Raw genomic sequence first — 26,941 nt, 5'->3', positions numbered from 1 at the left:
CCCGCGCCCGCGCCCGGCGGGGGCCCGGCGCCCCCCCCCGGCGGGGCCCCTCGACCGTGCCCGCAAGTGGTTCCAGGGAACTCAGGAGCGCAGATGTCCACCTCACCCGAGCCGATGCCGATTCCGGTGCCGGTGCCCTTCTCCTGGGCCGACCAGGAACGACACCTCGTCAGCCACCTCTCGGCGCTGATCCGCCTGGACACCTCGAACCCGCCGGGCAACGAGATCGCCGTCGCCCGCTACCTCTCCCATCAGCTGTCTCGCGCCGACATCACCCACACCGTCCTGGAGTCCGAGCCCGGACGGGCCAACCTCGTCGCGCGGCTGCCCGGTTCGGGGCAGAAGCCGCCGCTCATGCTGCTGAGCCACGCCGACGTGGTCGGCACGGGGCCGCCCGAGGGGTGGAGTCGTCCGCCCTTCTCGGGCGAGGTGGCCGACGGCCGCGTGTGGGGCCGCGGGGCGCTCGACATGAAGGGCCAGGTCGCCGCGCACCGGTTCCGGCTGACCCGCGATGTGCTGATGGTGGTCACCGCCGACGAGGAGGCCGGCAGCCGACTGGGGGCGTACTGGCTCTGGGAGCACCACCGCGGCCTCGTCGAGGCGGAGTTGGCGTTCAACGAAGGCGGCGGACAGCGTTTCATGACGCCCGGCGGCCCGGTGTACACCGTGCAGGTGGCCGAGAAGGGCAGCGCCCGGATGCGGGTCACCGCGCGTGGGCCCGGTGGTCACGCGTCCGTCCCGCGCGCGGAGTCCGCGGTCTTCACCCTGGCCGAGGCCCTGCTGAGGCTGCGCGCGTTCGCCCCGGAGTCGGTGCTGCATCCGGCCTCGCGGCGCATGCTGCGTACCTTGGCGGACCTGCACCCAGGCGCGGGCGCGGAGGCGATCGGGCGGCTGCTGAAGGAGCCGACCTGGGCGGGTGCGCACGCCCTGCCCATCGACCCCGTCCTACGGGAGTTCGTCGTCACCGGGCTGCTGGGCGACGCGGTCGCCGCCCACGAACCGGGCGCGCGTGTCCTGCCGTACATCAATCCGGCGGCCACGGACGCCCGCGCCTTCCCCGAGACGAAGGTCGTCGGCTTCTTTTCCTCCGCGGGCGACGCGGACATCATGCGACTCATCCACGCCCCCGACGAGCATGCCCGGATCTCCGACCTGATGCTCGGCGGGAGTTGCCTGCTCGACGCGGTCCTCAGATTCGCGACCTGAAGGGAGCCATCCTCTGCCGGGCAGGGTGTCGTTCTACGACGGATCCGCCAGGCCGGTGACCTGCTGTACGTGCAGCAGGCTCGGCGGGGCGAGGACGTCGTGCAGTTCCTGGAAGATCTGGCGCGCGACGACCGCGTTCCAGTCGGCGGGGAGCAGCTCGCTGGGCAGGCCGGGGTCGAGGTAGGGCAGGCGGCGCCACTGGGTGAGCATCGGGACGTAGTGGCGGAAGGCCTCGGCGCCGTCGATGTCGCGCTGCCGCGCGAGGCCGGCGGCGACGGGGCCGTACGCGTCGGTGAACGTGGCGTACTGCTCCTGGATCGCCGGGAAGTCCCACCACGAGCTGACCGTCCCCGGCAGGTCGCTGAAGGCGGCGTAGTCCGCGGCGAACAGGTGGACGTACTCGCTGAGCCCGCGCCGGACGAGCATCTCGCGGGCGTCGCCGAGGAGCCGGCCGGGGGCCAGCCACACGCCGGGGGCGATGTTGCCGAAGCCGAGCCAGGTCAGCCGGGTGCGCAGCTGGTAGCGGTACGAGCGCTCGGACTCCGGTACGGAGAAGACGGCCATCGCCCAGCCGTCGCTGAGCTTCGCCGGTTCCAGGCTGCCGAAGATGCGCCGGTCGCCCTCGTCGAAGACGGGGCGCGCGGCGGGGCTCAGCCGGTAACCGGTCGCGCCGCGGCGCTCCGGTTCGAGTACGCCCTTCTTCTTGAGGCGGGAGATCGCCGAGCGCGCCGCCGGGCCGTCGACGTCCAGCTCCGACATCAGGGTGATCAGGTCGGCGACGGAGATCCAGCCTCCGAGGCGTCGCAGGAACGCCCCGTAGACCGTGTTGATCAACGAGCTGGGCCTGAGGGGAGTGTCCGCCATGATCGCCTTCCGTCGTACGCGGTCGCGATCCTACCGAGCCGGAAGGACGGGGCACCGTCCAGGTTCGGGTCACGGCCGGGTGTGCGACGACGGGGGCGGCGCGCCCTCTTCACTCCGCGTAGGCGCCGGACAGGAGGTGGCCCGCTCCGGGGGCCGTCGCCGGAAGGTCCAGGGCGCGCAGCATCTGGTGGGCCGTGCACACGGCCGCCGAGACGACCGGCTTGCCGAGGAGCTGTTCGGCTTCGTCGATCGCGCCCAGAGACGGCATCTGGACGCAGGCGGAGAGCACGACGGCGTCGGCGTCGCTGTGGTCCAGGGCCTTGGCGAGCCCGGGAAGGCGTGCGGGGTCGTGCGCGGCGACGTCGAGGTTGTTGGGGATCTCCAGGGCCTGGTAGTCGAGCACCTCGATGCCCTCGTGGGTGAGGTAGTCGACGACGGTCTTCGTCAGCGGGCGCATGTACGGCGCGATCAGGGCGATCTTCTTCGCCCCGAGGGTGTTCAGACCGTGGACGAGGGCGCCGGCGCTGGTGACGACGGGGGCCGGCGCGGCGTTCTCCACGGTACGCAGGTGCAGCCGCTCCTCGGAGGTGCGGTGGTAGCCGAGCCCCATGCTCATGATGGCGACCAGGCAGGCGTAGCCGAGGACGTCCACGTGCGCGTCGGAGAGTTCGACGGCGCAGCGGTCCGAGTCGGCGTCCATGGCCTTGAGCTGTTCCCGGGTGACGTGGGTCATCCGCATCCGGCTGGAGTGGAAGGTGAAGCGTTCCGGCGCGACGGTCTCCCGGGCGCGCAGGATCGCGGGGACCTCGGTCTCCATGGTGACGTTGGAGCTCGGCACGATCTGGCCGATGCGGTAGGTGCGGGGGTTGCGGTCGGTCACGGTCGCTCCTCAGCGGGCGTCGACGACGGGGTTGGTCAGGGTGCCGATGCCTTCGACGGTGGCCTCGACGGTGTCGCCGGGGTGCAGGAACTCCGGCGGGACCATGCCCGCTCCGACACCGGCGGGCGATCCGGTGGCGATGACGTCACCGGGTTCGAGGGTCACGCCGGAGGAGATGTCGGCGATGAGGCGGGCGATGGGGAAGAGCATGTGGCGGGTGTTGGACTTCTGCTTGATGACACCGTTGACGCGCAGGGAGAGGTCCAGGGCCATGGGGTCCGCGATCTCGTCGGCGGTGACGACGGCGGGGCCGAAGGGGGCGTAGGAGTCCTGGCCCTTGGAGAAGAACCACTGGCCGGAGCGGCGCTGGTCGCGGGCGCTGATGTCGTTGACGATGCTGTAACCGAAGATGTGGTCGTACGCCTCCTCCTCGCTCACCCGGAAGGCGGTGCGGCCGATGACGACGGCCAGTTCGCACTCCCAGTCCAGCTGAGTGGTGAGGTCCGCGTTGTGCAGGATCGGCTGGCCGGGGCCGGTGACGGCCGTGGCGGGCTTGCTGAAGAGCACGGGGCGCGAGGGGCGCTCCCTGTCGGTGTCCAGGCTGCGGCTGGACTCCTCGACGTGCTCCACGTAGTTCAGTCCGACACCGATGATCTTGCCGGGGCGCAGCGGGGCCCGCAGCGACACCTCGTCGAGCCGGTGCACGGCCTCGGCCGGCCAGGCCGCGGGACCGTCGGCCAGCAGGCCACGCGCGGTGTCCTGGGCGGTCGCGCCCGCCCGGATGAACGACAGCAGATTCAGGGGCAGTTGGACATCCGCCTGGGTGGCCAGGGTGGCGAGGTCGACGACGAGGTCGTCGACCTGCGCGCCCAGGCGCTCGGGGGTCTCGGGGAGGCTGTAGGTGACCAGTCGCATCGGGTGCTCCTTGCGTGTGATGGGTTGCTGAGGGGTGGGGGCGGCGGTGGAACTCAGGTCGCTCCGCCGCCGCCCCGGTCCGGGGCGGAGCGGGGGAGGAAACCGCGCCCGGCTCGGTGCTCCGCCGTACCGGTGCCGGTGTCAGGGCCGGCGGCCTCCGGTACGGCGGAGCGGTTCAGGCGGTGGGCTGGTGCCCGCCGTTGTCGGTGTACGCCTCTTCGCGGTGGAAGCCGAGCGAGCGCATGACGGGGAAGTCGTTGAAGGAGAACAGGCAGGCGTCCTCGGACTGGTCGAGGTTCGCGTGCTCGTGCCAAGCCCAGGACGGGACGCAGAACATGTCACCCTGCTGCCACTCGAAGCGCTGACCGGCGATCACCGAGACACCGCGCCCCTTGGCGGCGGTGTAGATCACCGACCCGGTGTGGCGGTGCGCCCGCGTGGCCTGGCCGGGGCGCAGGAGCTGCATGTGGGCGCCCATGGTGGGCATGACGGAACCGCCGGTGACCGGGTTGGTGTACTCCGCGATCACACCGTCGTACGGGGATCCCTCGCCGGCCTTGGCGAGGCCGAGGAGGGCCTCGTAGGTGGGTTCCCAGGGGAAGGCGAGCAGCGGTGAGTAGGGGCGGGTCCACTTCTCCGCGCCGTAGGGCAGGAGGTTCGCGCTGTAGGTCAGTACGGAGGAGTTGATGACCTTTCCGGGGGTCTGGTACAGCTCGGGGTGCACCTCGTAGAAGCCGGCGTCGAGGGCGTTGACCAGCGGGATGTCGAGTCCGTCCTGCCAGATGACCGGGGCGTCGTCCGACTCGTTCCCGTGCTCGTGCCAGGTGCCGTTCGGGGTGATGGCGAAGTCGCCGGGACCGACCTTCAGCTTCTGGCCGTCGACGATGGTCCAGGCGCCGGTGCCCTCGTGGACGAAGCGCAGGGCGGCGGCCTGGTGGCGGTGGGCGGTCATGGCCTCGCCGGGGCCCATGATCTGGAGCCCGGTGTAGAGCAGGCCCACGGCCGCGCTGACGTCCTTGCGGCCCGGGTTGACGAGCATCACGACGCGGCGGCCGGCGTCGTCGGCCTTGACCAGGTCGAGGGCCTTGCGGACCAGGGGCCGCAGTTCGCTGTAGCGCCACAGGACGGGCACGGACTTCGGCTGGGGGTACCAGGGCTCGATGTCGTTGGCCACGGTCCAGAGCGCACCGGCCTCGAGCTGGGCGAGTTCGCCGTAGAACGCGGTGAGTTCAGGGGAGTCGGACACCCGTGCTCGGCCCAACTGGCTGTCGTCGTACTCGGTGGTCATGCGTCCTCCTTCGTCATGCCGGTGATGCCGGTGACGTCCGTGGAAGTGGATTGGGGTACCCCGGTGTGCGCCGGATCCGTCGCGAAGGTCACGGGGGTGCGGGGGCGGTTGTCGACGTGGAGCTGGAAGACGTCGAACCGGTTGTAGTGGCCGACGATGTCGTGCATCTGCTTGGGCTGGATGCACCGGGCCAGGTCGATCTCGGCGTAGACGATTCCCTCGTCGTCGACGAGCGGTTCGGTGACCGGGCGGCCGTCGGGGCCGAAGATCCCGGACAGGGCGCTGCGCGGGCGGGTGAACTGCTTGCGCAGCTCCTCGTCGTCGCCGGCGAGGGCGTCGACGATCTCCGGGGAGATCGTCGAACAGGCCACGACGGAGAAGACCTTGCCCTCGAAGCTGTGGGCGGCGGTGCGGACGGCGATGGCTTCGGCCATGTCGTAGTCGGCGGGAGCCACCGGCAGGGCGATGTAGCAGGAGGCGTGGACCAGTTCACCCTGGGCGAGGAGCGTGAAGCGGGCGAGGGTGTTGGTGTTCTCGCCGCAGGCGAGGGCGCCGAGCGGGCCGACGGGCGTCTGGTGCACCTTGAGCGAACTGCCGTCCCCGCCGGTCCAGGTGAGCTTCTCGGCCCAGGTCGGCACCAGCTTGCGGTGGACCCCGAGGAGTTCGCCGTCCGGGCCGATGGTGAGCAGGGTGTTGTAGAGGACGCCGAGGCTGTGCGGCCCGCGTTCGTTGACGCCGATGACGAGGACGATCCCGTACTGGCGTGCGGCGGCGCGCAGTTGATCGACGTACGGCCCGGGGACGTCGATGGCCGAGCGGTAGAGGCGCTCGAACCAGGGCGATCCCTGGACCGGGTTCATCGTCCAGTTCCAGTACGGATAGCCGGGGACGAACACCTCGGGGAAGACGACCAGTTCGGCGCCCGCGGCGGCCGCCTCCGCGATGAGGGCGATCGCCTTGTCGACGGTCGCCGCGGGGTCCAGGTACACGGGAGCCGCTTGTACGGCCGCGGCGGTGAAGCGTGGCAGATTGTCCATCGGTTCTCCAGGTCAGCAGGCGGATACGGCAGCGGTCGCGGCGGCGATGTCGGGGGTGGCGGTCGCGGCGGCGATGTCGGGGGTGGCGGTCGCGGCGGCGGGGAGGCGTGGGACCCAGCGCTGGTGCACAGGGGCAGAAGCCACGCGGAGCAGCTCGAGGCGGGGCGGAACGCGGTCGGTGCGCGCGCCCGGTGGGCGTCCGCTGCCCGCCCGCCAGGAGGCGGGCCAGGGTGCCGCCGGGCCGTGGTAGCCCTGGGCGGCGGCGGCGTGCAGGGTCCACAGGGGGTCGTGGATCTGGGCGCGGCCGACGGCGCACAGGTCGGCCCGGCCGGCCAGGATGATCGAGTTGACGTCGTCGTAGGTGGAGATCGCGCCGACGGCGATGGTGGGGATGTCCGTGGCGTTGCGGATCAGGTCGGCGTACGGGGTCTGGTAACTGCGCCCGAACCGGGGCCGCTCGTGGGCGACGACCTCGCCGGTGGACACGTCGATCGCGTCCGCGCCCGCCGCGCCGAGCGCGCGGGCGATCTCCACGGCATCGGCCTCGCTGGTGCCCCCGTCGGCCCAGTCCGCGGCGGACATGCGGACCACGAGGGCCTTGCCCTCGGGCCAGACCGCGCGCACCGCGCGCAGCACTTCCAGGGGGAAGCGCAGGCGGCCGGCGAGGCTGCCGCCGTACGCGTCCGTCCGCACGTTGGTGAGCGGCGAGAGGAACCCGGACATCAAGTGGCCGTGCCCGTACTGGAGTTCCAGCACGTCGAAGCCTGCGCGGTGGGCGCGTTCGGCTGCGGCGACGAAGTCGCCTGCGATGGCGTCCATGTCCTGCCGGGTCGCTTCCCGGGGGACGACGGCGCCGTCGGTCCAGGCCAGCGGGGAGGCGGCGACGAGCGGCCACCCGGCTGCTCCGAGCGGGACGGACCTGCCGTCCGCGCGGGGCACGCTCGTGGCGGCGCGGCGGCCGGCGTGCGTGAGCTGGATGCCGAGGCAGGTGTCCGACTGGCCGTGCACGAAGGCGGTGACGCGCCGCCAGGCGGCCTCCTGCTCGTCCGTGTACAGGCCGGGGCAGCCCGTGGAGGCCCGGCCGTCCGCGCTGACCGCGGTCATGCCGGCGAGGACCAGTCCGGAGCCGCCCAGCGCTTGGGTGCTCAGGTGGACGAGGTCGAAGTCGCCGGGAACTCCGTCGCGTGCGGTGTAGAGGGCGGTGGGCGGTACGACGACCCGGTTGCGCAGGAGCAGCCCGCCGAGCCGGAAGGGACGGAACATGGGCGGCACGGTGGCGGCGGAGCCCGTGGCGGTGCCGGGCCGGGTGGCCGTCAGGGCGCTCCCGTCGGCGTGCCAGGAGTCGACCGCGGTGGTGAACTCCTCGTCGCGTACACGCAGGTTGTCGTAGGTGACGCGGCGGCTGCGGGTGAGGAGGTTGAACGCGAACTGCGGGGGCTCCTGGGCCGTGTAGCGGCCGACGTTCTCGAACCATTCGAGGCTGGCCTGGGCGGCTCGCTGGGTGGATTCGACCACCGGTCGGCGCTCGGTCTCGTAGGCGGCGAGCGCGGAGGCCACGTCCGGGTGTTCGTGCAGGCAGGCAGCCAGGGCGAGGGCGTCCTCCATGGCGAGCTTGGTGCCGGAGCCGATGGAGAAGTGCGCGGTGTGGGCCGCGTCGCCGAGCAGGACCACGTTGCCGTGGCGCCAGGAGGCGTTGCGTACGGTGGTGAAACGTATCCACTTCGAGGCGTTGGGTATCAGGCGGTGGCCGTCGAGGTGGTCGGCCAGGATCTCCTCGCACCGTCGTACGCTCGCCTCGTCGCTCTCGCCGCGCGCGAACTCCCGGTCGGCGAGCGCTTCGAAACCCGCACGCCGCCAGTCGTCCTCCGCGATCTCCACGATGAACGTGCTGCGCTTGTCGTCGTAGGGATAGGCGTGGACCTGGATGCTGCCGAACTCCCCCTTCTCGACGATGAAGGTGAACGCCTCGAAGACGCGGTCGGTGGACAGCCACATGTAGCGGCAGTGGCGCTCGTCCAGTTCCGGGCGGAAGCTGTCGGCGTACGTCGCGCGGGCCGTGGAGCGGATTCCGTCCGCGGCGACCACCAGGTCGTAGCCGGCGGAGAGTTCCTCGACGGGCGGCGCCTCGGTGCCGTAGCGCACCTCCACCCCGAGCTCGGCGCAGCGCTTCTGCAGGATCTCCCGCAGCCGGTTGCGGTCGAGCGCGGCGAAGCCGTGGCCACCGGAGACGTGGACCTCGCCGCCGTAGCGGACATCGATGTCGCTCCACCGGGCGAACTCCGCGGACATCGCCGCGAACACGGCGGGATCGGCCTGCGCGATGCCGTCGAGGGTCTCGTCGGAGAACACGACGCCGAAGCCGAACGCGTCGTCGCGGGCGTTGCGCTCCCAGACCGTGATCTCCCACTCCGGTGAGAGCTGCTGGGCCAGCGCCGCGAAGTACAACCCGCCGGGCCCTCCTCCGATGACTGCTACACGCACGGTGTTCCTCCTAGTGGTTCCGAACAGCAGAATATGTCGCTGATTTGGCGAGCGTCAAGAAGTCGACACATCCTGCGGGGTACGTTCGACTCGTCGCCCCGCGTCACGCGAAGAGCTCGGGGGCTTGCGGACCGGCCTTCGTGAGGACCTCCCGCACGTCGTCGGGCCAGGCCGTGGAGCCGGTGGCCCGTGAAGCGGAGTGGGCGATGACCATGTGCCCGGTGGCAGCCGGCTCCTCCCCCTCACCGCGGACGGTGAAGGCGTAGTGCACGGAGCTGGTTCCGACCTTGGTGACCCTCAGTTCGGTACGGACGGTCTCGCCGAACCAGAGCCGGGCCCGGTAGTCGGCCTCGAAGTGGACGCGGGGCGTACTGCCGAAGAGATGGGCCAGGCCAAGTCGCCGTAGCAGGACGGCCTCCGCCGCCTCGACCCAGCGCACCACCGTGGAGTGGTGGTAGTGGCCGGCCGCGTCCGTGTCGGGCCATTCGACGCGCCGCTCGATGACGACGCTGGGCAGGTTCTGCGCGAGGGCCTCGGGGCATCCCGCGGCGCAGCTGCCGGTCACCGGGGAATCCGCCTGCAGCGGGCTGGAGTTGTCCATGATCGTGCCTTTCCTTCGGCCGCTAGGCGGTGTGGTGGGCGGTCGGCCGGGCTGAGCGCAGGGCGGTCTGCTCGGCTGTGTGCAGGGTGGATTGATGGGCGGCGTCGTGGGCGCGCTTGCGCAGCTCGGCGCGCTGGAGCTTTCCGTTGCTCGTCCGCGGGAGTTCGGTGACGAACTCGACGGCGCGCGGGTACTTGTAGGGCGCGACGGTTCGCTTCACGTGGTCCTGGAGTTCCTTGACCGTCGCCCCGTCGGGTGCGACACCGGGCCGGAGGATCACGTACGCCTTGACGAGCATTCCGCGCTTGTCGTCCGGGGCTCCGACGACACCGCATTCCTCGACGTACGGATGGGTGGCGAGCGCCTTCTCGACCTCGGGGCCCGCGATGTTGTAGCCGGAGGAGACGATCATGTCGTCGCTGCGGGCCACGTACCAGAAGTAGCCGTCGGCGTCACGCATGTAGGTGTCGCCGGTGATGTTCCAGCCGTTCCTGACGTACACGCTCTGACGCGGGTCCTCCATGTACCGGCAGCCCGTGGGTCCGGTGACGGCGAGCAGGCCGGGCTGCCCGTCCGGGACGGGCTCACCCGCCTCGTCGACGACGCGGGCCCGGTATCCGGGGACGGGTCTGCCCGTCGAGCCGGGGCGTATCTCGTCATCGGAGGCCGAGATGAACACGTGGAGCATCTCGGTGGCGCCGATGCCGTCGATGATGCGCAGCCCGGTGGCGGCGTGGAACTCCTCCCACACGGCCGCGGGCAGCGCCTCCCCCGCCGACACACAGCGGCGCAGCCCTGCCAACCGGCGCACCGCGTCCGCCGCCATGATGGCCCGGTACGCGGTGGGCGCGGTGAAGAGCACGGTGACTCCGTGTTCCGCCACGAGGTCGGCCAACTGTCGCGGCGTGGCCTGCTCGATCAGCAGCGTGGACGCACCCACGGAGAGCGGGAAGACCACCAGCCCCCCGAGGCCGAACGTGAAGGCCAGGGGCGGGGTTCCGGTGAAGACGTCGTCCTGGTGGGGCCGTAGGACATGGCGGGAGAAGGTGTCCGCGTTGGCCAGGACGTCCCGGTGGAAGTGCAGGGTCGCCTTCGGCCGCCCGGTCGTTCCCGAGGTGAAGGCGATCAGGGCCACGTCGTCCGCCGCGGTGGCGACGTGGGAGAACCGCCCGTCCTTCGTCGTACAGCGCGCGACCAGGTCTTCCTCGCCGGGGCCGCCGTACGCCAGCACGGCCGGCCCGGACGGGCCGATGGCCGCGAGCTCCTCGAGGTAGCGATGGTCGCTGACGGCCACGGTCGGCCGGCTGATCTCACAGAGCTCCGCGAGCTCGCCGGCGCGCAGCAGCGGCATGGTGGTGACGGCGACCCCGCCGGCCTTGAGGACTCCGAGCCAAGTGGCCACCAGCCATGGGTTGTTGGGGCCGCGCAGCAGAACCCGGTTGCCGGGAACGAGACCGAAGTCCTCGGTGAGCACCTGGGCGACCTGGTTGGCCCGTTCCAGCAGGTCGCCGTACGTCCACCGCTCCGTGGGACTCAACAGACAGGGCCGGTCGGCGCCCCAGCGCCGGACGGCTTCGTCGAGGAGTCGCTCGGCGCAGTTGAGCCGGTCCGGGTAGCGCAACTCCGGTAGGTCGAAGTGCAGTTCGGGCCAGAGGGAAGCGGGCGGGAGTCGATCGCGACAGAACGTGTCGACGTGGGAGGACGGGGAGAGCTCCATGGGGCGGCACCTCAATCTCGGGGCAGCAGGGAGAGTGGGGAAAGTATCTCGCTAATCTTCCGACCGTCAATGATTCGCAATACTCGATTTTCGGCAACAGCGCGTTACGTCGACACCCGCCGGTGCGAGGATGTCGGGCGCCCGCACCGACAGGGAACTGTTACACGTGTAACATGCCAGGCATCCTTCCCGGCGCTCTTCCCTCGTGTGACACCCGATACGGGTCGCGGGTACCGCCCCGGTCGCGAGAGGCTTCCATGTCCGCTGTTTCCGTTGCTCCCCCGGCCGCCACCCGGCACCGCAGAACCGTCCCGGCTCCCCCACCGGCCGGCGCGCTTCACCTGGGGATCTTCTTCCTTCTCGTCACCGCGCTGCTGGGGATCGCCGTCCTGCGGCATCCCGAGCGTCCGCCCTTCCAGGGGCTGGACCAGCAGTGGCTGACCTGGATGTCAGGCCCCCACGGCGGTCTCCAGGCCGTCCTGGCGGCCGCGCTGAACTGGTTCGGAGGGCCTTTGGGGGTGGTCGTTCCCGTCGGCCTGCTGATCTTCCTGATCGTGCGGAAGCGCTGGTGGTCCACGGCCTACCTGCTCACCAGCTACCTGGTGGGGAGCATGGCCGTCGTTCAGCTCCTCAAGCACCTGGTGGACCGGCCCCGTCCGGCGAACCCCCTGGTCCGCGTGGACCACGGCTCGTTCCCGTCCGGTCACGCAGCCGGAGCGGCGCTCCTCGTGGTGGTCGTGGGCGCCCTGCTCGTACCGGTGGCGCGGCGGCGCGCATGGTGGATCGCGGGCGCGCTGTTCACCGTGGCGATGATGTGGAGCCGTACCTGGCTGCACGCCCACTGGCTCAGCGACACCGTGGCGGGCGCCTCGGTCGGCGCCGGCGCCGGCCTGCTGCTCTGGTGGCTCTTCAGGCGGGGGCTGGCCCGTGAGGGCGCCGTCTCCCGGGACTGAGGCCCCTTCAGGAGCTCAGCCGGTGCACCAACTCGGCCTGGACCTCGGACACCGCGGGCGCGGCACCCTGCTCGATCAGCGCGTGAAGGGTGCCGGCGATGGCTGCCGCGGCGGGCAGGTGCAGGCGGACCGTGGTGAGCGGCGGCCGCTGGAGGGCGGAGGGTACGAGGTCGTCACAGCCCACGACGGCGACCTCGTCCGGGACGGCGATGCCGGCACTCCGCAGTGCGTGCATGAGGAGAGCGGCGTACTCGTCGTTGAAGGCGAAGACCGCGTCCAGACACAGGTCCGGCCAGCGCGCGGCCAGGGTCGTGGCGGACTCGCGCGTGTAGGCGAGTTCCACCGGCGTGACGGTGGCCATGTGTCGGGCGGCGGCCCTCTCGGCGCCGGCCAGCCGCGGTCGACCGAAGGCGTCGAGTCCTCGCTCCTGCGGCATGACCACACCGATCCTGCCGCGTCCGCGGGCGATGAGGTGCTCCACGGCGGCCTCACCGATGCGCCCGTGGTCGAACACCACGGTGTGGACTCCTTCCACCGGACGGGCGGCGACGGCGAGCAGCCCGCGCACACCGGCGCGACGCAGGATGTCCCCGGCCTCTCCGGTGATCCGGTCACCGTTCATGGCCAACACCGCGGCGGGCCTCAGCTCCGCCCACGAGCGGGCGGCGCTCGCCGCGTCGGGGAATCGGCCCGTGTGCAGCACGGTCGTGTAGCCGTGGCGTTCGAGCTCGCTCTGCAGCTCGTCCACCCAGCTGCTGACCAGGCTGCCGATCGCGGAGACGGATGCGGGCAGCAGGACGAGGTTGCTCCGCCCGGCCCGCAGGGAGCGGGCAGCGGCGTGCGGCACGTAACCGAGCGTGTTGGCCGCGGCGAGGACCCGGGCTCGGGTGCCGTCGCCGACCCGGTGGCCCTGGGTGTTGTTCAGCACGAAGGACACGGTGGCGCGGGACACCCCCGCCAGGCGCGCTACGTCCGTGCTCGTGACCGAGGCGGCACCGGGCGTTTCTCTCGCCATGTCGTCCTTCTTCGCTCGCCTTTCCGGTCGACCGACCGCTCCCCCGGCAAGGTTACACGTGTTATAGCCCGTAACGACGCCTGAAAGGACCCCGATGGATCAGCGCGATCAGTCACCGTACGAATCGCCGCACGCATCGCCGCACGAATCCCCGTCCGAATCGCCGCACGCATCGCCGTACGAATCCCCGGTCCCGGAACACCACGGTCTGGTTCCTCTGCACGGCGACCTGCTTGCCCAGGATCCGCGCCGCGTCTACGAGGCCCTGCGCCGGCGCTGGGGTGCGATCGCCCCCGTGGAGATCGGCCCGGGGGTCGGGGCCTGGCTGGTGATGGGCTACCAGGAGGTGCTTGAGCTCGTCTGGAACGAGCAGGCCTTCTCCAGCGACGCACGGCGCTGGAGCGCGATCGCCGAGGGTTCCCTGCCCGAGGATTCCCCGCTGCTGACGGTTCTGGGCTGGCGTCCGGCCCTGAACCGCCTCGACGACGAGGCGCACGGCCGGCAGCGCCAGGTCGTGACGGAGACCTTGAACGGCATCGACCTGCGCCGGCTGCGCGGCGCCGTCCGGCAGCAGGCCGAGGCGCTGCTGGACGGCTGGGGCATGAACGGCCACGCGGATCTCATCACCCAGTACGCCCGCCCCCTGGTGTGGTACGCCTTCAGGGTGCTGATCGGACTTCCGGCGCCCGGGGAGCGGACGCTCGCCGCCCTGCTCGGTTCGATCACCGGCGGCGCCCACGACGCGGACCGCGCCGAGGCCGAGCTGATGCGGACGCTGCACCGTCTGGTCGCCGAGAAGCGTGAGGCGCCCGGCCCGGATCTCACGTCATGGCTGCTGGCTCATGCCACGCACCTCACGGAGGACGAGGTGGCCCACAACCTGGCGTCGATCCTCCGCTCGGGAGGAGAGAGCACCGTCGGCTGGATCAGTGGGACGATGCGCCTGCTGCTGGGTGACGCCCGCCTCGGTTCGGCGATGGCCACGGGTCGGCTGACCGTCACGGACGTCGCCGATCGCGCACTGTGGGACGGCTCGCCGGTCCCCAACATCGCCGGCCGCTGGGCGCGCGGCGACATCGACTTCGCGGGCTGTCGGGTGCGCGCCGCGGACCTGCTCATTCCCTGCCTGGCGGCCGCCCACGCCGACCTCCTCGTCCACAGCTCGCACGACGCCGGAACGCGCGCCCACCTGGCCTGGGGCACCGGTTCTCACGGATGCCCCGCCAAGGACGTGGCCCGGTCGATCGTCGAGACGGCCGTGGACGTGCTGCTGAGTCGGCTGAGCCCGGTCCGCGCCGGCGTACCCGACTCAGATCTGCGCTGGCAGCCGACCCTCTGGCGCGGCACCCCGGTCGCGCTGCCGGTGGCGTTCCCCCCGCCCCTGCCCGACCCGATGGCCGTCACCGCAGCGCCTGCGCCCCACACGGTGATGGGCGTACCGGAGAGGCGGCAGGAGGAGCGGGCGGCCGCCGACAGCGGCCCGACAGTGCAGCGGTGGGGCTGGTGGAACTCGATGAACGGCTGGTGATGCGAGGGGAGAGGCAGTTCCGGAGGTCACCGGCCCCTGCCTCCCGTCAGAGGTGCTGAAGGATGGCGGACGTGAACTCGGCGGTGGAGGCGGAGCCGCCGAGATCACGGGTGCGTACCGGGGTGGTGGCCAGGACGCGGGCGATGGCGCCGGTGACGTCGGCCGCGGCCTCGGGGTGGCCGAGGTGGTCGAGCATCATGGCGGCTGACCAGATCGCGCCGATCGGATTGGCGATCCCCTGACCGGCGATGTCGGGGGCCGATCCGTGGACCGGTTCGAACATGGAGGGGTACGTGCCCTCCGGGTTGATGTTGGCGGACGGTGCGATGCCGATGCCGCCGGCCACCGCCGCCGCCAGGTCGCTGAGGATGTCGCCGAAGAGGTTGGACGCGACGACGACGTCGAAGCGTGCGGGGTCGAGGACGAACTTGGCGGCCAGCGCGTCGATATGCTCCTGGTGCCATTCGACCGCGGAGTGTTCGGCGGCACGCTCGGCCACCAACTCGTCCCAGAACGGCATGGTGTGCACGATGCCGTTGGACTTCGTCGCCGACGTGAGGGGGCCGCCGCGTCGTTCGGCGAGACGGAACGCGAAGTCGACGACCCTGGTCACTCCGGCTCGGGTGAACACGGCTTGCTGCACGGCCAGTTCATCGGGGAACCCTCGGTTCATCCGGCCGCCGATCTCGCTGTACTCGCCTTCGGTGTTCTCCCGGACGACCACGAAGTCCACCTCGCCGGGCAGGGCCGCGCGTACGGGGCTGGGCAGGCCGTCGAAGACGCGGATCGGGCGGAGGTTGACGTACTGGCTGAAGGCCCGGCGGATCGGGATGAGCAGCCCCCACAAGGAGACGTGGTCCGGCACACCCGGGTAGCCGACGGCGCCGAGAAGGATCGCGTCATGCCGGCGGAGCTGCTCCAGGCCGTCCTCGGGCATCATCGATCCGTGGCGGAGGTAGCGCTCGCAGGACCAGTCGAAGGGCTCGTACGTGAACGTGATGCCGTGGCGCTTTCCGACGGTGTCGAGGACCTCGCGTGCCGCCGGAAGCACTTCGGTGCCGATGCCGTCACCGGGAATGAGGGCGATGCTGTGGTTCGTCATGGCAAGCATTCCAACAACCGTCCACAACCCGGGTCCAACACGTATCCCCGATCTGTCTCATAGGCATCTCCTATGAGCAGGCCGGTGGGACGGCGATCTCCAGGAAGGCACGGGCAGCGGGCGTCAGTTGGTCCCTGCGACTCACGAGGACGTTGTACTGGACACAGGCCGGTTCCAGGTCGAGGACGAGGGCTCCGGCCCGCTCGGACAGGTCGGCCCAGGATTCCGTGACCACCGCGAGTCCGACCCCTCCGAGCACCAAAGGCAGGAAGGCCATGCGGTGTTCGGTCTCCACCGCGATGCGCACGTCGATGCCCTGTGCCTGCAGGTCGTCGACATAGGCACGGATCCCGGTCCCCCGCTGCCCGACGATCAGCCGGTGCCCTGCGAGCTGTTCGCGTCGAACTGCCTGACCGGCCGGGAAGGGGCCGCCCTTCGGGGTGACCAGGACGAGCCGGTCGTCTCCGACAGGGTGCGCGACGACGTCCCGACTCGGCAGCGGCGACGAGGTCGTCAGCAGTCCGAGTTCGCAGCCTCCGCCGCGTACCCTCTCGACCACGTCCTCGTGGGTGAGGGCTACGCGCAGACTGAGCGACACCGCTGGAAAGCGCTCGGTGAACCGCTGGACCATGGCGCTGAGGGGCTGGATGGTCGGAGAGGCCATCGCGGCGATCTCCAGCCGCCCACCGCGCAGTTCACGGACGGCGCCGACGCCGGCCCTGGCCAGCTCCAGGGCGTGCAGCGCCTCCCGCGCCCGTGGAACCAGTGCCGTACCGGCCTCGGTCAGGACCACTCTCCTGCCGATCCGATGGAACAAGTGGCCGTCCACGTCACGTTCCAGGGCCTGAATGGCCTGGGACAGGGACGGCTGCGACACGTAGAGCGACGCGGCCGCGCGGGTGAAGCCGCCGTGGTCCACGATGGCGAGGAAGTACGTCAGCTGCCGAAAGTCCACGGTTCAGCGCGAGCCGTCGGCGACGAACCGTACGCTCCCGTCACCGCCGCGCCGGAGCAGGCCGGCCGTGGGGGCGGGGAAGTGCGTGCCGATCACAAGCGTTCCCGTGTCGGCGTACCGCTCGACGAACGCCCTCCGGGTGGCGGCGGCCTGGGCCGCGTCGGCGTCGGCGGCGCCGGCCACATCCGGTTCGATGAACTGCACGGGGTGGTGCACGAGGTCACCGGTGATCACGGCACGTTCTCCGCCGGATTCGACCACGACGGCGACCTGGCCCGGGGTGTGCCCGGGGGCCGCTTCCAGACGTACACCGTCGCACACCCGGTGATCGGTTCCGACGAAGTCGACGAGACCGTCGTCGATCAACGGCTGCATCGTGTCGGGCAGGTTGGTGTCCGCTTCGTCCGCCCAGTGGTCACATTCCACGCGCGTGACCACGTGACGTGCACGGGGAAAGGTCGGCACCCATTTGCCTTCCACCAGGCGCGTGTTCCACCCGATGTGGTCGAAGTGCAGGCGGGTGCAGACCACGGTGTCGATCGACTCGGGCGCGTAGCCGAGGGCGGTGAGGTCTTCGAGCCACGCCGTGTCCAGCATGCTCAGGAACGGTACGGACGCCCGCGCGTCGCCCACGCAGGTGTCCACGAGGATCCTGCGCGTACCGGTGTCCACGACCAGCCCGTGCACCGACAGCAGGAACGTGCCGTCCGCCCCGCTGAAGTCAGGAGTGGGCCACGCGTACCGCTTCAGGAGCGCGGTGTCATCCGTACGCAGGGCCCCCACGACAGGAACCGGCACCTCAGCCTCCAGCACCTTGTGGATCGTCGTCGTACCGATGCGCCACGTCGCCATGCGAGCCTCCCTTGATGATGGATCGAATAATATTGACGTCCGCCACAATTTCGCAATAACTTGCGGTGTCCAACGCTCTCGATCCCCGGACTGGAAGGACGCACCGCATGGGTTTCACTCAGGGCCGCACCGCGCCCGTCGTGCACACGCGCTCGGGCCCGGTCCGCGGGGCCGTCGAGGACGGCCTGGCGGTGTTCAGGGGCGTGCCGTACGCGGCGACATCGCCGCGTTCGGAGGCGATCCCGACAACGTCACCGTCGCCGGCCAGTCCGCCGGCGCCGTTTCCACCGCCGCGCTCGCGCGATGGCCGCCTCTTCCGGCGAGCCATCCTCCAGAGCGTCCCGCTCGCGATGCCCCTCGCCACGCCTGCCGAGCCCCTTGCCCGTACCGCCGCGTATCTGGAGATCGTCGGCGCGAAGGACGTGGACGAGCTGCGCACGGTGCCGTGGCCGCGCCTGGTCGAGGCCACCGCCGGACTCCTCGCGGCGACCGCCGAATGGGGACACTGGACCGCGCCGTTCATGCCGGTGCTCGACGGCTCGACGGCGTCGCGGCAACCGGTCGACAACCTGCTCGACGGCCCGGGCGCCGACATCGACGTCCTCATCGGCTGGACCAGGGAAGAGGCCGCCTTCAGCTTCGCGCTGGGCGAGACGTACGCGGCGACGACCAGGGAGCAGGTGCTCGCGGTGAGCGGCATGGCTCGTTCATCCGCACCGGCGACCCCATTCCATCCGTAGAGTGCGTTCGGATGGGGCGACGGTTTGGGGGTGGCGTCGGGTACGACTGCCGGCACGCTGGGACTTCGCTGGCGAGGGCGGCGCTCAGGGTTGCCTCCCGCCGAGTCCCCGCCGACGGCCATCCGGTCGGTGTAGCCGCCGAGTGCACCGATCTCCCGGGCCGTCCCGTCGGATCCGGCGGCGCTGCCCACCGTCCGGCCGCCGCCGTGGATCCAGATCAGTACGGGGTGCGGGCCCTCCCCTCCGGCCAGTACAGCCGGACGGCAACTCGCCGGCCATGGCCTCCTCGACGCGGGCTACCTCGGCGGGCTCTCCCGCGAGGTCGGCCGGCATCTGGTCGGTCGCCTTGCGTGCCGCAAGTACGGGGAGCTAGTTGAGCGGGGGAACTCCGGGCTGGTCGGCCGCGTCTACCGACCGGGCCGCCGGATCGACAGGCGTCGTGGCGGTGATGACGATCTTGCCTCGCAGGTGGCCGCCCTCGAGGCGGCGGTAGGCGTCGGACGCCTTCTCCAGAGGGAAGACCGCTTCGATGGGCATGCGCAGCCGGCCGTCCTCGATCAGCGGCAGGACGTCGGCCCAGACCTGCGGGAGGGGCAGGCCTCCCTTGGAGAAGCGAACACCGTGCCGAGCGGCGTCCAGGTCGGCGATGGTGACGACGTTCTCCGGGCTCCCGGCGAGTTCGACGGACAGGGGCAGGACGCCGCGTCCGGAGGCGTCGAGGACGGCGTCGATACCCTGCGGGGCCGCGGCGCGTACCCGGTCGGCCAGGCCCTCGCCGTAGGTGACCGGGGTGGCGCCGAGCTCGCGGAGGTAGGCGTGGTTGGCTTCGCCCGCGGTACCGATGACGGTGGCTCCCCACGCGCGGGCGAGCTGGACGGCCATCAGGCCGACGCCGCCGGCGGCGGCGTGGACCAGCAGGGTCTGGCCGGACCGCAGCCCGAGTTCGCGCAGGGTGCGGTAGGCGGTCTCCGCGGCGACCGGCAGCGCGGCGGCGTGCTCGAAGGTGAGGGAGCCGGGCTTGGCGACGATGCCGTCGACCGAGGCCAGGGCGTGGGTGGCGAGGGCGTCGGGCCGAACGGTGCGTCCCAGCACCGGCCGGCCGAGGTCCCACTCGGTGACACCGGGGCCGACGGCGTCGATGACACCGGCCATCTCAAGGCCCAGGGGCTGGGGTTCGGCGGGCGCCTCTTGGCCCGGCGTGAACAGGCCGCGGCGCAGCTTGGAGTCCAGGGCGTTGGCACCGGCGGCGTGGATGCGGACGCGGACCTGGCCGTGGCCGGGCTCCGGGAGCGGCACCTCGGCGAGTTCGAGCACCTCGGGGCCGCCGTAGGCGGCGTGCTGGAGCCTGCGGGCGATCGTGGCAGTCATGAGGGGATCTCCTTCTGGCGCGTGTGGGAGAGGTTGGAGAGGGGTGAGGAGTGCGGCTGCTCAGGCGGTCAGGGCCGGGTAGTCGGTGTAGCCGCCCTCGTCGCCGCCGTAGTAGGTGGCCGCGTCCGGCGTGTTGTACGGGCCGCCGGCCGCGAGGCGGCGGGGAAGGTCGGGGTTGGCCAGGAACAGCGCGCCGAAGGCGATCATGTCCGCCGCGCCGTCCTCGATCAGACCGAGGGAGGCTTGACCCGTGGGTTCGGGGTGCGTGAACGGGTTGAGGACGAACGCGCCGGGCCAGTCCTTGCGAAGGCGCTCGGTCAGACTGCGGTTGGGGCCTTCGAGCACGTGCAGATAGGACAGCTCCAGCGGGGCGAGAGCGGCCACCAGGGCCGTGTAGGTCTCCTCCAGGTCTGCCTGGTCGGTCTCGGAGACGTCGTTGAAGGGGGTGCCGGGCGAAATGCGGATACCGGTGCGGTGGGCGCCGATCGCCTCCGCGACAGCCTCGGCTATCTCGACAGCGAAGCGCACCCGGCCCGCGACATCGCCTCCCCAGGCGTCGTTGCGCTGGTTGGCGTTGGGGGCGAGGAACTGGTGGATCAGGTAACCGTTCGCCCCGTGGACCTCGACCCCGTCGAAGCCGGCGGCGATCGCGTTGCGCGCCGCGTCGGCGAAGTCGACGATCGTCCGGACGATCTCGTCGTGCTCCAGCTCCTTGGGCGTGACGAAGTCCTTGGGGCCCTGGTGGGTGAACACCTGGCCCTTCGCCGCGACGGCGGAGGGACCCACCGGGATCAGACCGTCGGGCAGCAGGCTGGGGTGACCGATGCGGCCGGTGTGCATCAGTTGCGCGAAGATCACCCCGCCCTCGCGGTGGACCGCGTCGGTCACCCGCCGCCAGGCGGCGACCTGCTCGGCGGAGTGCAGGCCCGGGGTGTCGGGGTAGCCCTGGCCGATCACCGACGGCTGGATGCCCTCGGTGACGATCAGCCCGGCGCTCGCTCGCTGCGCGTAGTAGGTCGCCGTCAGCTCCGTCACGCTCGCACCCGGCCCGTAGGCGCGGCTGCGGGTCATCGGTGCCATGGCGATGCGGTTGGCCAGGCGCTTGCCGCCCAGCTCGATCGGGTCAAAAGCGGTCGTCATGATCATTTCCTTGTTCAGGGAGAGGCATTCCATCGGTGTGCGATACCGACTGCACCAGACTTACCTGTCCGAACAAGTAAATCACCGCGAACCCTTCCCTCGTCGCCATGTGATCCACGTCACACCAGGGGCTCTCACGCTGGGAAAGCGGTCCTCCATGCCCGGTACCACAGGACGACAGGGGCGGCTATCCTGGTTACTGTCCGGCCAGTGATCGGCCGAGAAAGGGACGGAAACGATGAGCCGGGCGACACACCGGGACACGCAAAACGAGTCACTCGAAACGGCGCGGCCCTCCACCGTGACAGTGCCGGCCTCCGCACAGGCGGGGCCCGTCAGTCACGCGATCTTCCGAGTGGCCCGCCTGCACCGCATGATCGCCGGACAGCTCCTGCGCCGCGTCGGCCTCCACCTCGGCCAGGAGCTCGTGATGATGCACCTGTGGGAGCTCGGCCCCCAGCGGCAGACCGACCTGGTACGCCTGCTCGACTCCGACGCCGCCACGATGACCCGCAGCATCAAGCGCCTGGAGAACGCCGGCTTCGTCCGCCGCCGCCCCTGCCCCGACGACAAACGCGCCGTCATCATCGAACCCACCACGGCCAGCCAAGCGCTGCGGCGTGAGGTCGAACGCATCTGGTCCGAACTCGAAGCCGCCACCACGGGCGACCTCGCCCCCGATCAGCAAGCCGAGGCTCTGCACATCCTGCGCCGCATCGAGGACAGCCTCGCCCGCACCGCCGCGCAGACTGCCCCGGCGGACACCCCAGCACAGACTCCCCCGGCGGACGCCTCCGCTTAGCGAGTCAGTCGGGCGTTCTACCCGCCATGCGACGCAACCGGTCGATGGTGCGAGCCAGCCTGCCGGTGGGCGGTGGGAGCTCGGAGAGGTCGGGCGAGGCCTCAGGACTGGTGGGAAAGTTCCCGACGATGCGGGTGTAGGCCTGATGGAAGGCCGCTACCTCGCGGTCTGTCGCCCCCATGACACGGACGAGGGACTCCAGATGAGGCCACGTGTCGGGCAGGACGTTCCCGTCGATCCAGCGCATGACGGTCATGAGGAGCAGGTCGTCCCGGAGGCTTCCGGGGAACGCCTCCTTGGTCAGGTTCATGATCGACTGCCTCCCTGCCCTCTGCAGAAGCTGCGAGAGCGCGGTGGACAGTGCCGCTGGGGTTCTGACGGCTTCGAGGCCGGGGACCAATTCCTCCCCGCCCCGCTTCGCCGGCGTGTGCCGGGTGCCGTCGGGCTGGACGCCGCCTGCGATCCTGTCAGCATTGTGGCTGGTCAGCGGTTCTCCGGTGATGTCCTGTTCGGGGTCCTGGACATCGAACCCGCCCTCATGCAGAGCGTCGCGCACCACGTGACCCCGCACGAGGCGGGTGGACGGGGAAGAGGGGTCGGCAGGGCCGCCGCTACGGCCGATTCTTTCGTCGAGGTGCGCCAGGTCGTGGTCCTGAGCGTCGAGCTGTTCCTGCTTGGCCTCGAGGAACGCGTGGATCTGGTTCAACGGCGGCAGCTTCAGTTCATCGATGATCGAGGCCCCGGCAGAATCCTGCGGGGCACCGCCCTGCAGGCGGTCCTGCTCGGAGATCTCCCTGAGAGCCACGCGCTCGACGGTCACCTGCTTCTCGGCAGCCAGGCGGAGTACGTACGCCTTCTCCTCAGCCCGACGAGCCTGTTCGAGCTTCTCATCCGCCTGCCGCTTGTACTCCAGCGACATCTGCAACTCCTGCTGGAGTTCCGCGTGGACGTCTTCCCGGGCCCGGTCTCGCTCACTCTCCAACAGGGTGCATCGCTCCTGCAGGAACGACACGGTGTCCTCCAACTCCCGGCGCTGACGTTCAGATGCGGCGAGCCTCTCCATGGCCTCGATCTGCTGGACACGCGCATCGTCGAGCCGCAGATAGGCGGCCAAGGCAGGGTCGTCGGCCCGCCCCGGCGCAGATGACCGGACCGAGAGCTCGTGCTGCCGCTCGTTGTCCAGAGCTCTGGCCGCCTCCTGCGCGGCCTCCAGCAGGCGTAACCCGTCGACCAGACACCTCGCACGCTGGGTCGGCTCGCGCACATAGCGTTCCGCCACCCGTTCGACGAGGCCGACGGGCGGAAGCCTGCTGCCGTCGCGGAACTCGCTCCAAGAGGACTTGCCGTAGCGGAAGTCGGTCTCCAAGGTGCGTACAGCAACGCCGGCCGTGACCTTCCGCAGCCACCTGGCGAATGCGTCAGCCTGCTCCGTGCGTCCCTTCAAGGGCCCCAGCGGTCGCCCCATTTGCTGCCCCCTGACGCGCAACTTGTCCGCAGACAATGACGAGTTGTCCCAGATCTATGGCGACGGCCTGTGGGAACGCCGACCACTCACAGCGAACAATGACACCACGGGTGAACGTGGACCTCCAGCCGATCAGTCGATCCAAGGGGTTCACCGTGCCTGGTTCCAACTCGCCTCAGCCGCAGTCTCGCTCGTGGCCGTACGTGGTGACGGCCGTCGTGGTCGTGGCCGTCCAGCAAGGGTGGGATGCGCAGCATGTCATCACGCTCACCGTGAGCCTTCTCGTGCTGGTCGCTCTGGTGACCTCCGCCGGCGGTCGCTAGCGGCCGAGAAGCCGGGCACGCACATTCCTCCGGCGGCGCCGGCCGACGCAGTCGCACGCCCCAGCCGGATCGCCTGGCTCTCGCCCGCCCTGATCGCCGATCCGATCCCCCGCGATCCACGCTCACATCCCTGGGCAGCGCTACCGCGCCACCGCGCACGCGGGAGCTAGCCTGCCACCTGGGCAACCGACGACGAGGAGACACCGATGACGACCACCGCCCGCGCCACCTTGCAGCACGAGGACGAGCGGGTACGCGTCACCCGCTGGGACTTCGCGCCGCAGGAGAGCACCGGCCGCCATGTGCACGAGTACGCCTATGTCGTCGTACCCGTCACCGACGGGACGATCGACGTGATCACTCCCGACGGCACCGCCACCTCCTCACAACTGCGGTCGGGCGAGTCCTACGCCCGCCCGGCCGGCGGCGAACACGAAGTCGTCAACAGCGGCACCGGCCCGCTGACCTTCGTCGAGATCGAACAGAAGTAGCCGACGACTCCGCACTCACCCACCGGAAGGGCGTCAGCCGGCCGGTTGGCGGTCTGATTGGGCCGGGGGGTGTGTGCTGCTGTTGGCCCCGGCAGGCCCGGCTGCAGGTGGGCGTAGCCCGGCCAATGCAGAACACGGTGTTTCGTCCGGCACCCGTTTGAGGGTCCCCCTGATGAGTGAAGTGGCCGTCCCGCTCGCCCGTAAATGATCTAGGTCGGGGCACATGCGCGGCCGCCTTTCGGCGCCTTTGGGCTGTATGTCCCCTCTGTGGTGTCAGTCGGCCCATCCCTCTGTTCAGGAAGGTCTTCAGCATGCCCCGATCCGGTTGGCGCTCGCTGCGTCGCTCGTCCGTCCTTGTGGTGGCGGCCGCTGCCCTTGCCGCGGCCCCGGTGGCCGCGTCGGCCCATGCGGGCGATCCGGCCGTGCCGAGCTGGGGGGGGGCAGGCCGTACCGGGCAACTCGGCAACGGCACTCTGGCCGACAGCCTCTCCCCGTCCTCGGTCACCGACCTCGTGCGCAGTGACGTCGACCAGATGTGGGCCGGCGGCACCTCCTCGGCCGACTCCTTCGCCCTCGCCCGTACCGGTACGACGGTCAAGTCCTGGGGCCACAACTCCTCCGGCCAGCTCGGCAACTCCTCCACCGAGTCCGCCACCGAACCCGTCGACGTCGACTGGGTGGAAGGCGTCTCGGACATCGAGGCCGGCGCCTTCCACAACTACGTCACCACCAGCGACAGCCACGTCTGGGGCTGGGGCAACAACCAGTACGGCCGGCTCCTGGAGTCCGACGAGGCCTTCGACTCCAACGTCTCCCGCACCACCCGCACCGCCCCGGTCAGCCACACTCCCCGAACCGGGCACAGCCAGGACTCTGAGCGCCGTACCTGGCCACACGGGCCGAGTACGGCGCGTCCAGGAGCGGCACGCCGCGGCTGCCGCCTGACCTCGTCCACCGTTCCCCAGCACCGGTGCCGTGGCACAGTGGCACCATGTGCGGCCGCTACACCTCCACCCGCAGTCCTGAGGACCTGACCCGGCTCTTCCAGGTCACCGACTGGCGCCCCGACGAAGCACTGCAGCCCAGCTGGAACGTCGCGCCGACCGACGAGGTCTACGCGGTCCTCGAACGCGCCGCGCGGGATGACGGTGACGAAGTGCACCGTGAACTGCGGGCGCTCAAGTGGGGTCTGGTGCCGTCGTGGGCGAAGGACCCGAAAGTCGGCTCCCGGATGATCAACGCACGGGTCGAGACGATCCATGAGAAGCCCGCCTACCGGCGTGCCTTCGCCAGGCGCCGCTGCGTACTGCCGGCCGACGGCTTCTACGAATGGGAGCCGGTGAAGGACGAGCAGACGGGCAAGACCCGCAAGCAGCCGTACTTCATCCACCCCAGCGACGGCCGGCTGATGGCCATGGCCGGTCTCTACGAGTACTGGCGCAACCCCGACGTCACCAGCAACGACGACCCCACCGCCTGGCTCATGACCTGCACGATCATCACCACCGAGGCAACCGACGCAGCAGGCCGCGTCCACCCGCGCATGCCACTGGCCCTCACCCCCGACCACTACGACGCCTGGCTCGACCCCCACCACCAGAACACCGAAGACCTCCGCGCCCTCCTCTCCCAGCCCGCGAACGGCCAACTCGACGCCCGGCCCGTCTCCATGGCCGTGAACAACGTCCGCAACAACGGCCCGCACCTCCTGGACCAAGTCACCTGACACGCTCACGCAGTCCCCCAATAGGGCGATTGGGCTGTGGAGGTCGGGCGCTGCAACCGACTGGACGGCGCCGCAGACTGCATGGTGGGGGGCATGATCGGGACCGTCATCGCGATCCTCGGCCTGGTCGTGTCGGTGGCAACCGCTGTTGTCGGCTACCGCCACGGCCACCGCACCGAGAGAGCTCAGCGGATGCGCGATGAGCGTGAGGAGCGGACTCGGAGACGGCGCGAGGAGGAGGCGGCGCGGACGGAACGGATCCGGCAGGCGAGCTGGATCTCGAGTTACATCGAGGCCGACGGCGATCGTGTCACGGTGTGCAACGGCAGTAGCCAGCCTGTCGGAGATGTTCGTGTCTTCGCCGGGGAGGTTGCACTTCGACCGGACCGCGTCCGGCTGCTGATGCCGGGCGGATGCTCGACGTTCGCCCTTCTCCCGGAGGGCACGGGCCGCGAGTTCGATCCCGCAGGGATGGCCGTGGAGTTCACCGATGTGGCGGGCCGTGCCTGGCGGCGCACCGCCGATGGAAGGCTCCGCGAGCGGGTTTCCCCCGAGAGCGACCCGCCGCTGTGGGGCCCGCCCATCGTCCCGCTCGTCGAACCCTATCGGAACCCCCTTCCGGAAGCCGGACACAGCCACACCGGCGGCGGCGCCGTCCTGCGGCCTGAGGCCCCGCCTTCAGGGCCGCTCAACCCGCCTGCTCAGCCGCCGCCGGCCCCGGCCCCCGCGCCGGCCGGCGGTGGAGACACCCACGGTCAGGGCGGCATCTCGTGGCGCACTGTGTTCGTCCTCGGCTGTCTCGGCGCCGCGGCCGCCCTCGCGTACCTCATCGCACGGCTGGTCTGAGCCGGCAGACGCCTGGTATCCGCTGCGAGTGGGCGTGACCTGTTCGGCGGTCAGCCGGGGCATCCTGGCCACCGACGCCCGGGAGCCTCTCCTGGCGGCGGCACGACGCACGTTCGGTGCCGCGCACGGCACCCGAACCGCCGGAGGTTCTCCGCGACGACGAAGCGGCCGTGTCCGGGGGCCCGACCGGGCCGCCGGGCTCCGCGGCTCTGACCGGATTTCCGTGAAGCCCAGGTTCGCCCAGCCCCTGGCCACAGCGGAAGCCCGGTCTGGTTCACCGGTGCGCCTATCCGGGTCACGTCCGGACGTCCCCCGAGCGAGAGACGCGAAGTGGGGGAAGTCGATTCGCACAAGGTGACCTTGGGATCCAGGAGGAGATCAGCTATGTATGCAGTGATTCGACGTTACGAAGGAGTGACCGACTCTGCCGAGGCGGGACGGCGAGTGGACGAGGGATTCGTACCTCTCCTCCGCCGAGTCCCCGGCTTCGTGGCCTACTACTGGGTGGATGCCGGAGACGGAGTGATGGTCTCCACCAGCGTCTTTGAAGACCGATCCGGGGCCGAAGAGTCGATCGAGCGGGCGGCGGACTTCGTGAGGGACAACCTCGCGTCGCTGCTCCCCAACCGTCCTCAGGTCACGGCCG

General features: G+C 70.6%; 23 protein-coding genes and 1 pseudogene. 9 read left to right on the top strand and 15 right to left on the bottom strand.

Translation table 11 applies throughout. The features are described from left to right. Positions 1-93: 93 nt before the first annotated feature. Positions 94-1,206 carry a M20/M25/M40 family metallo-hydrolase gene (locus AB0F56_RS35125; RefSeq protein ID WP_362017255.1) on the top strand — a complete coding sequence of 371 codons (1,113 nt, stop codon included), beginning with the start codon at positions 94-96 and terminating at the stop codon, positions 1,204-1,206. 33 nt (positions 1,207-1,239) lie between these two features. Here the strand turns inward: AB0F56_RS35125 and AB0F56_RS35120 are convergent, their stop codons facing one another. From AB0F56_RS35120 to AB0F56_RS35085, 8 genes are all read right to left on the bottom strand, one after another. Continuing rightward, the gene (locus AB0F56_RS35120) at positions 1,240-2,070 is read right to left on the bottom strand and encodes a PaaX family transcriptional regulator C-terminal domain-containing protein (protein WP_362017253.1); all 831 of its coding nucleotides are present in this window, start codon (positions 2,068-2,070) and stop codon (positions 1,240-1,242) included. Positions 2,071-2,179: 109 nt separating this feature from the next. After that, on the bottom strand, positions 2,180-2,887 hold the full coding sequence (locus AB0F56_RS35115; RefSeq protein ID WP_362017263.1) for an Asp/Glu racemase: 708 nt from the start codon (positions 2,885-2,887) through the stop codon (positions 2,180-2,182). A gap of 72 nt (positions 2,888-2,959) precedes the next feature. Beyond that, entirely contained in the window at positions 2,960-3,865 is a 906-nt protein-coding gene (locus AB0F56_RS35110; protein ID WP_362017251.1) for a fumarylacetoacetate hydrolase family protein, read from the bottom strand. A gap of 175 nt (positions 3,866-4,040) precedes the next feature. Beyond that, the gene (locus tag AB0F56_RS35105; protein ID WP_362017249.1) at positions 4,041-5,153 is read right to left on the bottom strand and encodes a cupin domain-containing protein; all 1,113 of its coding nucleotides are present in this window, start codon (positions 5,151-5,153) and stop codon (positions 4,041-4,043) included. Continuing rightward, complete coding sequence (locus AB0F56_RS35100; RefSeq protein ID WP_362017247.1) at positions 5,150-6,190, bottom strand: carbon-nitrogen hydrolase family protein; 1,041 nt, start codon at positions 6,188-6,190, stop codon at positions 5,150-5,152. Before AB0F56_RS35100 ends, AB0F56_RS35105 begins: the two co-directional genes overlap by 4 nt. Before the next feature lie 12 nt (positions 6,191-6,202). Further along, positions 6,203-8,671 (bottom strand): bifunctional salicylyl-CoA 5-hydroxylase/oxidoreductase, encoded by a 2,469-nt coding sequence (locus tag AB0F56_RS35095; protein WP_362017245.1) that lies wholly within the window; start codon positions 8,669-8,671, stop codon positions 6,203-6,205. A gap of 103 nt (positions 8,672-8,774) precedes the next feature. After that, positions 8,775-9,272 (bottom strand): thioesterase family protein, encoded by a 498-nt coding sequence (locus AB0F56_RS35090; protein WP_362017244.1) that lies wholly within the window; start codon positions 9,270-9,272, stop codon positions 8,775-8,777. A gap of 22 nt (positions 9,273-9,294) precedes the next feature. Beyond that, on the bottom strand, positions 9,295-10,989 hold the full coding sequence (locus tag AB0F56_RS35085) for an AMP-binding protein (protein WP_362017242.1): 1,695 nt from the start codon (positions 10,987-10,989) through the stop codon (positions 9,295-9,297). Positions 10,990-11,246: 257 nt separating this feature from the next. Between AB0F56_RS35085 and AB0F56_RS35080 the strand changes: the two genes are divergently transcribed. After that, a complete protein-coding gene (locus tag AB0F56_RS35080) occupies positions 11,247-11,942 on the top strand; it encodes a phosphatase PAP2 family protein (RefSeq protein WP_362017240.1) in 696 nt (231 codons plus the stop codon). A gap of 7 nt (positions 11,943-11,949) precedes the next feature. Here the strand turns inward: AB0F56_RS35080 and AB0F56_RS35075 are convergent, their stop codons facing one another. Next, positions 11,950-12,957, bottom strand: coding sequence for a LacI family DNA-binding transcriptional regulator (locus AB0F56_RS35075; RefSeq protein WP_362017238.1), 1,008 nt, complete (start codon positions 12,955-12,957; stop codon positions 11,950-11,952). Between the two features lie 94 nt (positions 12,958-13,051). Here AB0F56_RS35075 and AB0F56_RS35070 point away from each other — a divergent pair, with 94 nt between their 5' ends. Then, positions 13,052-14,485: a cytochrome P450 gene (locus AB0F56_RS35070; protein ID WP_362017236.1), complete on the top strand. Its 1,434-nt coding sequence runs from the start codon at positions 13,052-13,054 to the stop codon at positions 14,483-14,485. A gap of 46 nt (positions 14,486-14,531) precedes the next feature. On the opposite strand, the gene AB0F56_RS35065 is transcribed toward AB0F56_RS35070, so the two are convergent. The 3 genes from AB0F56_RS35065 to AB0F56_RS35055 all read right to left on the bottom strand — a co-directional run bounded on the left by AB0F56_RS35065 (position 14,532) and on the right by AB0F56_RS35055 (position 17,394). Beyond that, on the bottom strand, positions 14,532-15,587 hold the full coding sequence (locus AB0F56_RS35065; RefSeq protein ID WP_362017234.1) for a tartrate dehydrogenase: 1,056 nt from the start codon (positions 15,585-15,587) through the stop codon (positions 14,532-14,534). 70 nt (positions 15,588-15,657) lie between these two features. Beyond that, a complete protein-coding gene (locus AB0F56_RS35060; RefSeq protein ID WP_362017232.1) occupies positions 15,658-16,542 on the bottom strand; it encodes a LysR family transcriptional regulator in 885 nt (294 codons plus the stop codon). Between the two features lie 3 nt (positions 16,543-16,545). Then, positions 16,546-17,394 (bottom strand): MBL fold metallo-hydrolase, encoded by an 849-nt coding sequence (locus tag AB0F56_RS35055; RefSeq protein WP_362017230.1) that lies wholly within the window; start codon positions 17,392-17,394, stop codon positions 16,546-16,548. Positions 17,395-17,596: 202 nt separating this feature from the next. On the opposite strand from AB0F56_RS35055, the pseudogene AB0F56_RS35050 reads away from it, so the two are divergent. Then, positions 17,597-18,134: pseudogene (locus tag AB0F56_RS35050) on the top strand (carboxylesterase family protein); the annotation flags it as partial. 369 nt (positions 18,135-18,503) lie between these two features. Here AB0F56_RS35050 and AB0F56_RS35045 read toward each other — a convergent pair. Together AB0F56_RS35045 and AB0F56_RS35040 are read right to left on the bottom strand one after the other, a co-directional pair. After that, complete coding sequence (locus AB0F56_RS35045; protein WP_362017228.1) at positions 18,504-19,502, bottom strand: NADP-dependent oxidoreductase; 999 nt, start codon at positions 19,500-19,502, stop codon at positions 18,504-18,506. A 60-nt stretch (positions 19,503-19,562) separates the two neighbouring features. Beyond that, positions 19,563-20,642 carry an alkene reductase gene (locus tag AB0F56_RS35040; protein WP_362017226.1) on the bottom strand — a complete coding sequence of 360 codons (1,080 nt, stop codon included), beginning with the start codon at positions 20,640-20,642 and terminating at the stop codon, positions 19,563-19,565. A 307-nt stretch (positions 20,643-20,949) separates the two neighbouring features. On the opposite strand from AB0F56_RS35040, the gene AB0F56_RS35035 reads away from it, so the two are divergent. Then, positions 20,950-21,444, top strand: a complete 495-nt coding sequence (locus AB0F56_RS35035; protein ID WP_362017261.1) for a MarR family winged helix-turn-helix transcriptional regulator — start codon at positions 20,950-20,952, stop codon at positions 21,442-21,444. Positions 21,445-21,448: 4 nt separating this feature from the next. On the opposite strand, the gene AB0F56_RS35030 is transcribed toward AB0F56_RS35035, so the two are convergent. Then, positions 21,449-22,810 (bottom strand): hypothetical protein, encoded by a 1,362-nt coding sequence (locus AB0F56_RS35030; protein WP_362017224.1) that lies wholly within the window; start codon positions 22,808-22,810, stop codon positions 21,449-21,451. A gap of 628 nt (positions 22,811-23,438) precedes the next feature. Between AB0F56_RS35030 and AB0F56_RS35025 the strand changes: the two genes are divergently transcribed. From AB0F56_RS35025 to AB0F56_RS35010, 4 genes are all read left to right on the top strand, one after another. Further along, positions 23,439-23,723 (top strand): cupin domain-containing protein, encoded by a 285-nt coding sequence (locus tag AB0F56_RS35025; protein WP_362017222.1) that lies wholly within the window; start codon positions 23,439-23,441, stop codon positions 23,721-23,723. A gap of 311 nt (positions 23,724-24,034) precedes the next feature. Continuing rightward, the gene (locus tag AB0F56_RS35020; protein ID WP_362017220.1) at positions 24,035-24,757 is read left to right on the top strand and encodes a hypothetical protein; all 723 of its coding nucleotides are present in this window, start codon (positions 24,035-24,037) and stop codon (positions 24,755-24,757) included. Then, positions 24,715-25,449 carry an SOS response-associated peptidase gene (locus AB0F56_RS35015; protein WP_362017218.1) on the top strand — a complete coding sequence of 245 codons (735 nt, stop codon included), beginning with the start codon at positions 24,715-24,717 and terminating at the stop codon, positions 25,447-25,449. Before AB0F56_RS35020 ends, AB0F56_RS35015 begins: the two co-directional genes overlap by 43 nt. Before the next feature lie 36 nt (positions 25,450-25,485). Further along, positions 25,486-26,295, top strand: a complete 810-nt coding sequence (locus AB0F56_RS35010) for a hypothetical protein (protein WP_362017216.1) — start codon at positions 25,486-25,488, stop codon at positions 26,293-26,295. The last annotated feature ends 646 nt before the right edge of the window (positions 26,296-26,941 follow it).

Origin of the sequence: Streptomyces sp. NPDC026092 (assembly GCF_040638605.1) — a bacterium.
In the GTDB taxonomy this organism is placed as follows: Bacteria; Actinomycetota; Actinomycetes; order Streptomycetales; family Streptomycetaceae; genus Streptomyces.
The sequence above is the reverse complement of the archived record's forward strand: the minus strand, read 5'-3'. Positions and strand labels throughout refer to the sequence as shown.

Excerpts from the sequence above, each read along its gene's own strand:
- AB0F56_RS35080 (WP_362017240.1), top strand. The coding sequence starts at position 11,247 with ATGTCCGCTGTTTCCGTTGCTCCCCCGGCCGCCACCCGGCACCGCAGA.
- AB0F56_RS35045 (WP_362017228.1), bottom strand. The coding sequence starts at position 19,502 with ATGACTGCCACGATCGCCCGCAGGCTCCAGCACGCCGCCTACGGCGGC.
- AB0F56_RS35085 (WP_362017242.1), bottom strand. The coding sequence starts at position 10,989 with ATGGAGCTCTCCCCGTCCTCCCACGTCGACACGTTCTGTCGCGATCGA.
- AB0F56_RS35120 (WP_362017253.1), bottom strand. The coding sequence starts at position 2,070 with ATGGCGGACACTCCCCTCAGGCCCAGCTCGTTGATCAACACGGTCTAC.
- AB0F56_RS35075 (WP_362017238.1), bottom strand. The coding sequence starts at position 12,957 with ATGGCGAGAGAAACGCCCGGTGCCGCCTCGGTCACGAGCACGGACGTA.
- AB0F56_RS35020 (WP_362017220.1), top strand. The coding sequence starts at position 24,035 with ATGCCCCGATCCGGTTGGCGCTCGCTGCGTCGCTCGTCCGTCCTTGTG.
- AB0F56_RS35100 (WP_362017247.1), bottom strand. The coding sequence starts at position 6,190 with ATGGACAATCTGCCACGCTTCACCGCCGCGGCCGTACAAGCGGCTCCC.
- AB0F56_RS35105 (WP_362017249.1), bottom strand. The coding sequence starts at position 5,153 with ATGACCACCGAGTACGACGACAGCCAGTTGGGCCGAGCACGGGTGTCC.
- AB0F56_RS35025 (WP_362017222.1), top strand. The coding sequence starts at position 23,439 with ATGACGACCACCGCCCGCGCCACCTTGCAGCACGAGGACGAGCGGGTA.
- AB0F56_RS35125 (WP_362017255.1), top strand. The coding sequence starts at position 94 with ATGTCCACCTCACCCGAGCCGATGCCGATTCCGGTGCCGGTGCCCTTC.
- AB0F56_RS35015 (WP_362017218.1), top strand. The coding sequence starts at position 24,715 with ATGTGCGGCCGCTACACCTCCACCCGCAGTCCTGAGGACCTGACCCGG.
- AB0F56_RS35055 (WP_362017230.1), bottom strand. The coding sequence starts at position 17,394 with ATGGCGACGTGGCGCATCGGTACGACGACGATCCACAAGGTGCTGGAG.
- AB0F56_RS35070 (WP_362017236.1), top strand. The coding sequence starts at position 13,052 with ATGGATCAGCGCGATCAGTCACCGTACGAATCGCCGCACGCATCGCCG.
- AB0F56_RS35115 (WP_362017263.1), bottom strand. The coding sequence starts at position 2,887 with ATGGAGACCGAGGTCCCCGCGATCCTGCGCGCCCGGGAGACCGTCGCG.
- AB0F56_RS35090 (WP_362017244.1), bottom strand. The coding sequence starts at position 9,272 with ATGGACAACTCCAGCCCGCTGCAGGCGGATTCCCCGGTGACCGGCAGC.
- AB0F56_RS35110 (WP_362017251.1), bottom strand. The coding sequence starts at position 3,865 with ATGCGACTGGTCACCTACAGCCTCCCCGAGACCCCCGAGCGCCTGGGC.
- AB0F56_RS35065 (WP_362017234.1), bottom strand. The coding sequence starts at position 15,587 with ATGACGAACCACAGCATCGCCCTCATTCCCGGTGACGGCATCGGCACC.
- AB0F56_RS35040 (WP_362017226.1), bottom strand. The coding sequence starts at position 20,642 with ATGACGACCGCTTTTGACCCGATCGAGCTGGGCGGCAAGCGCCTGGCC.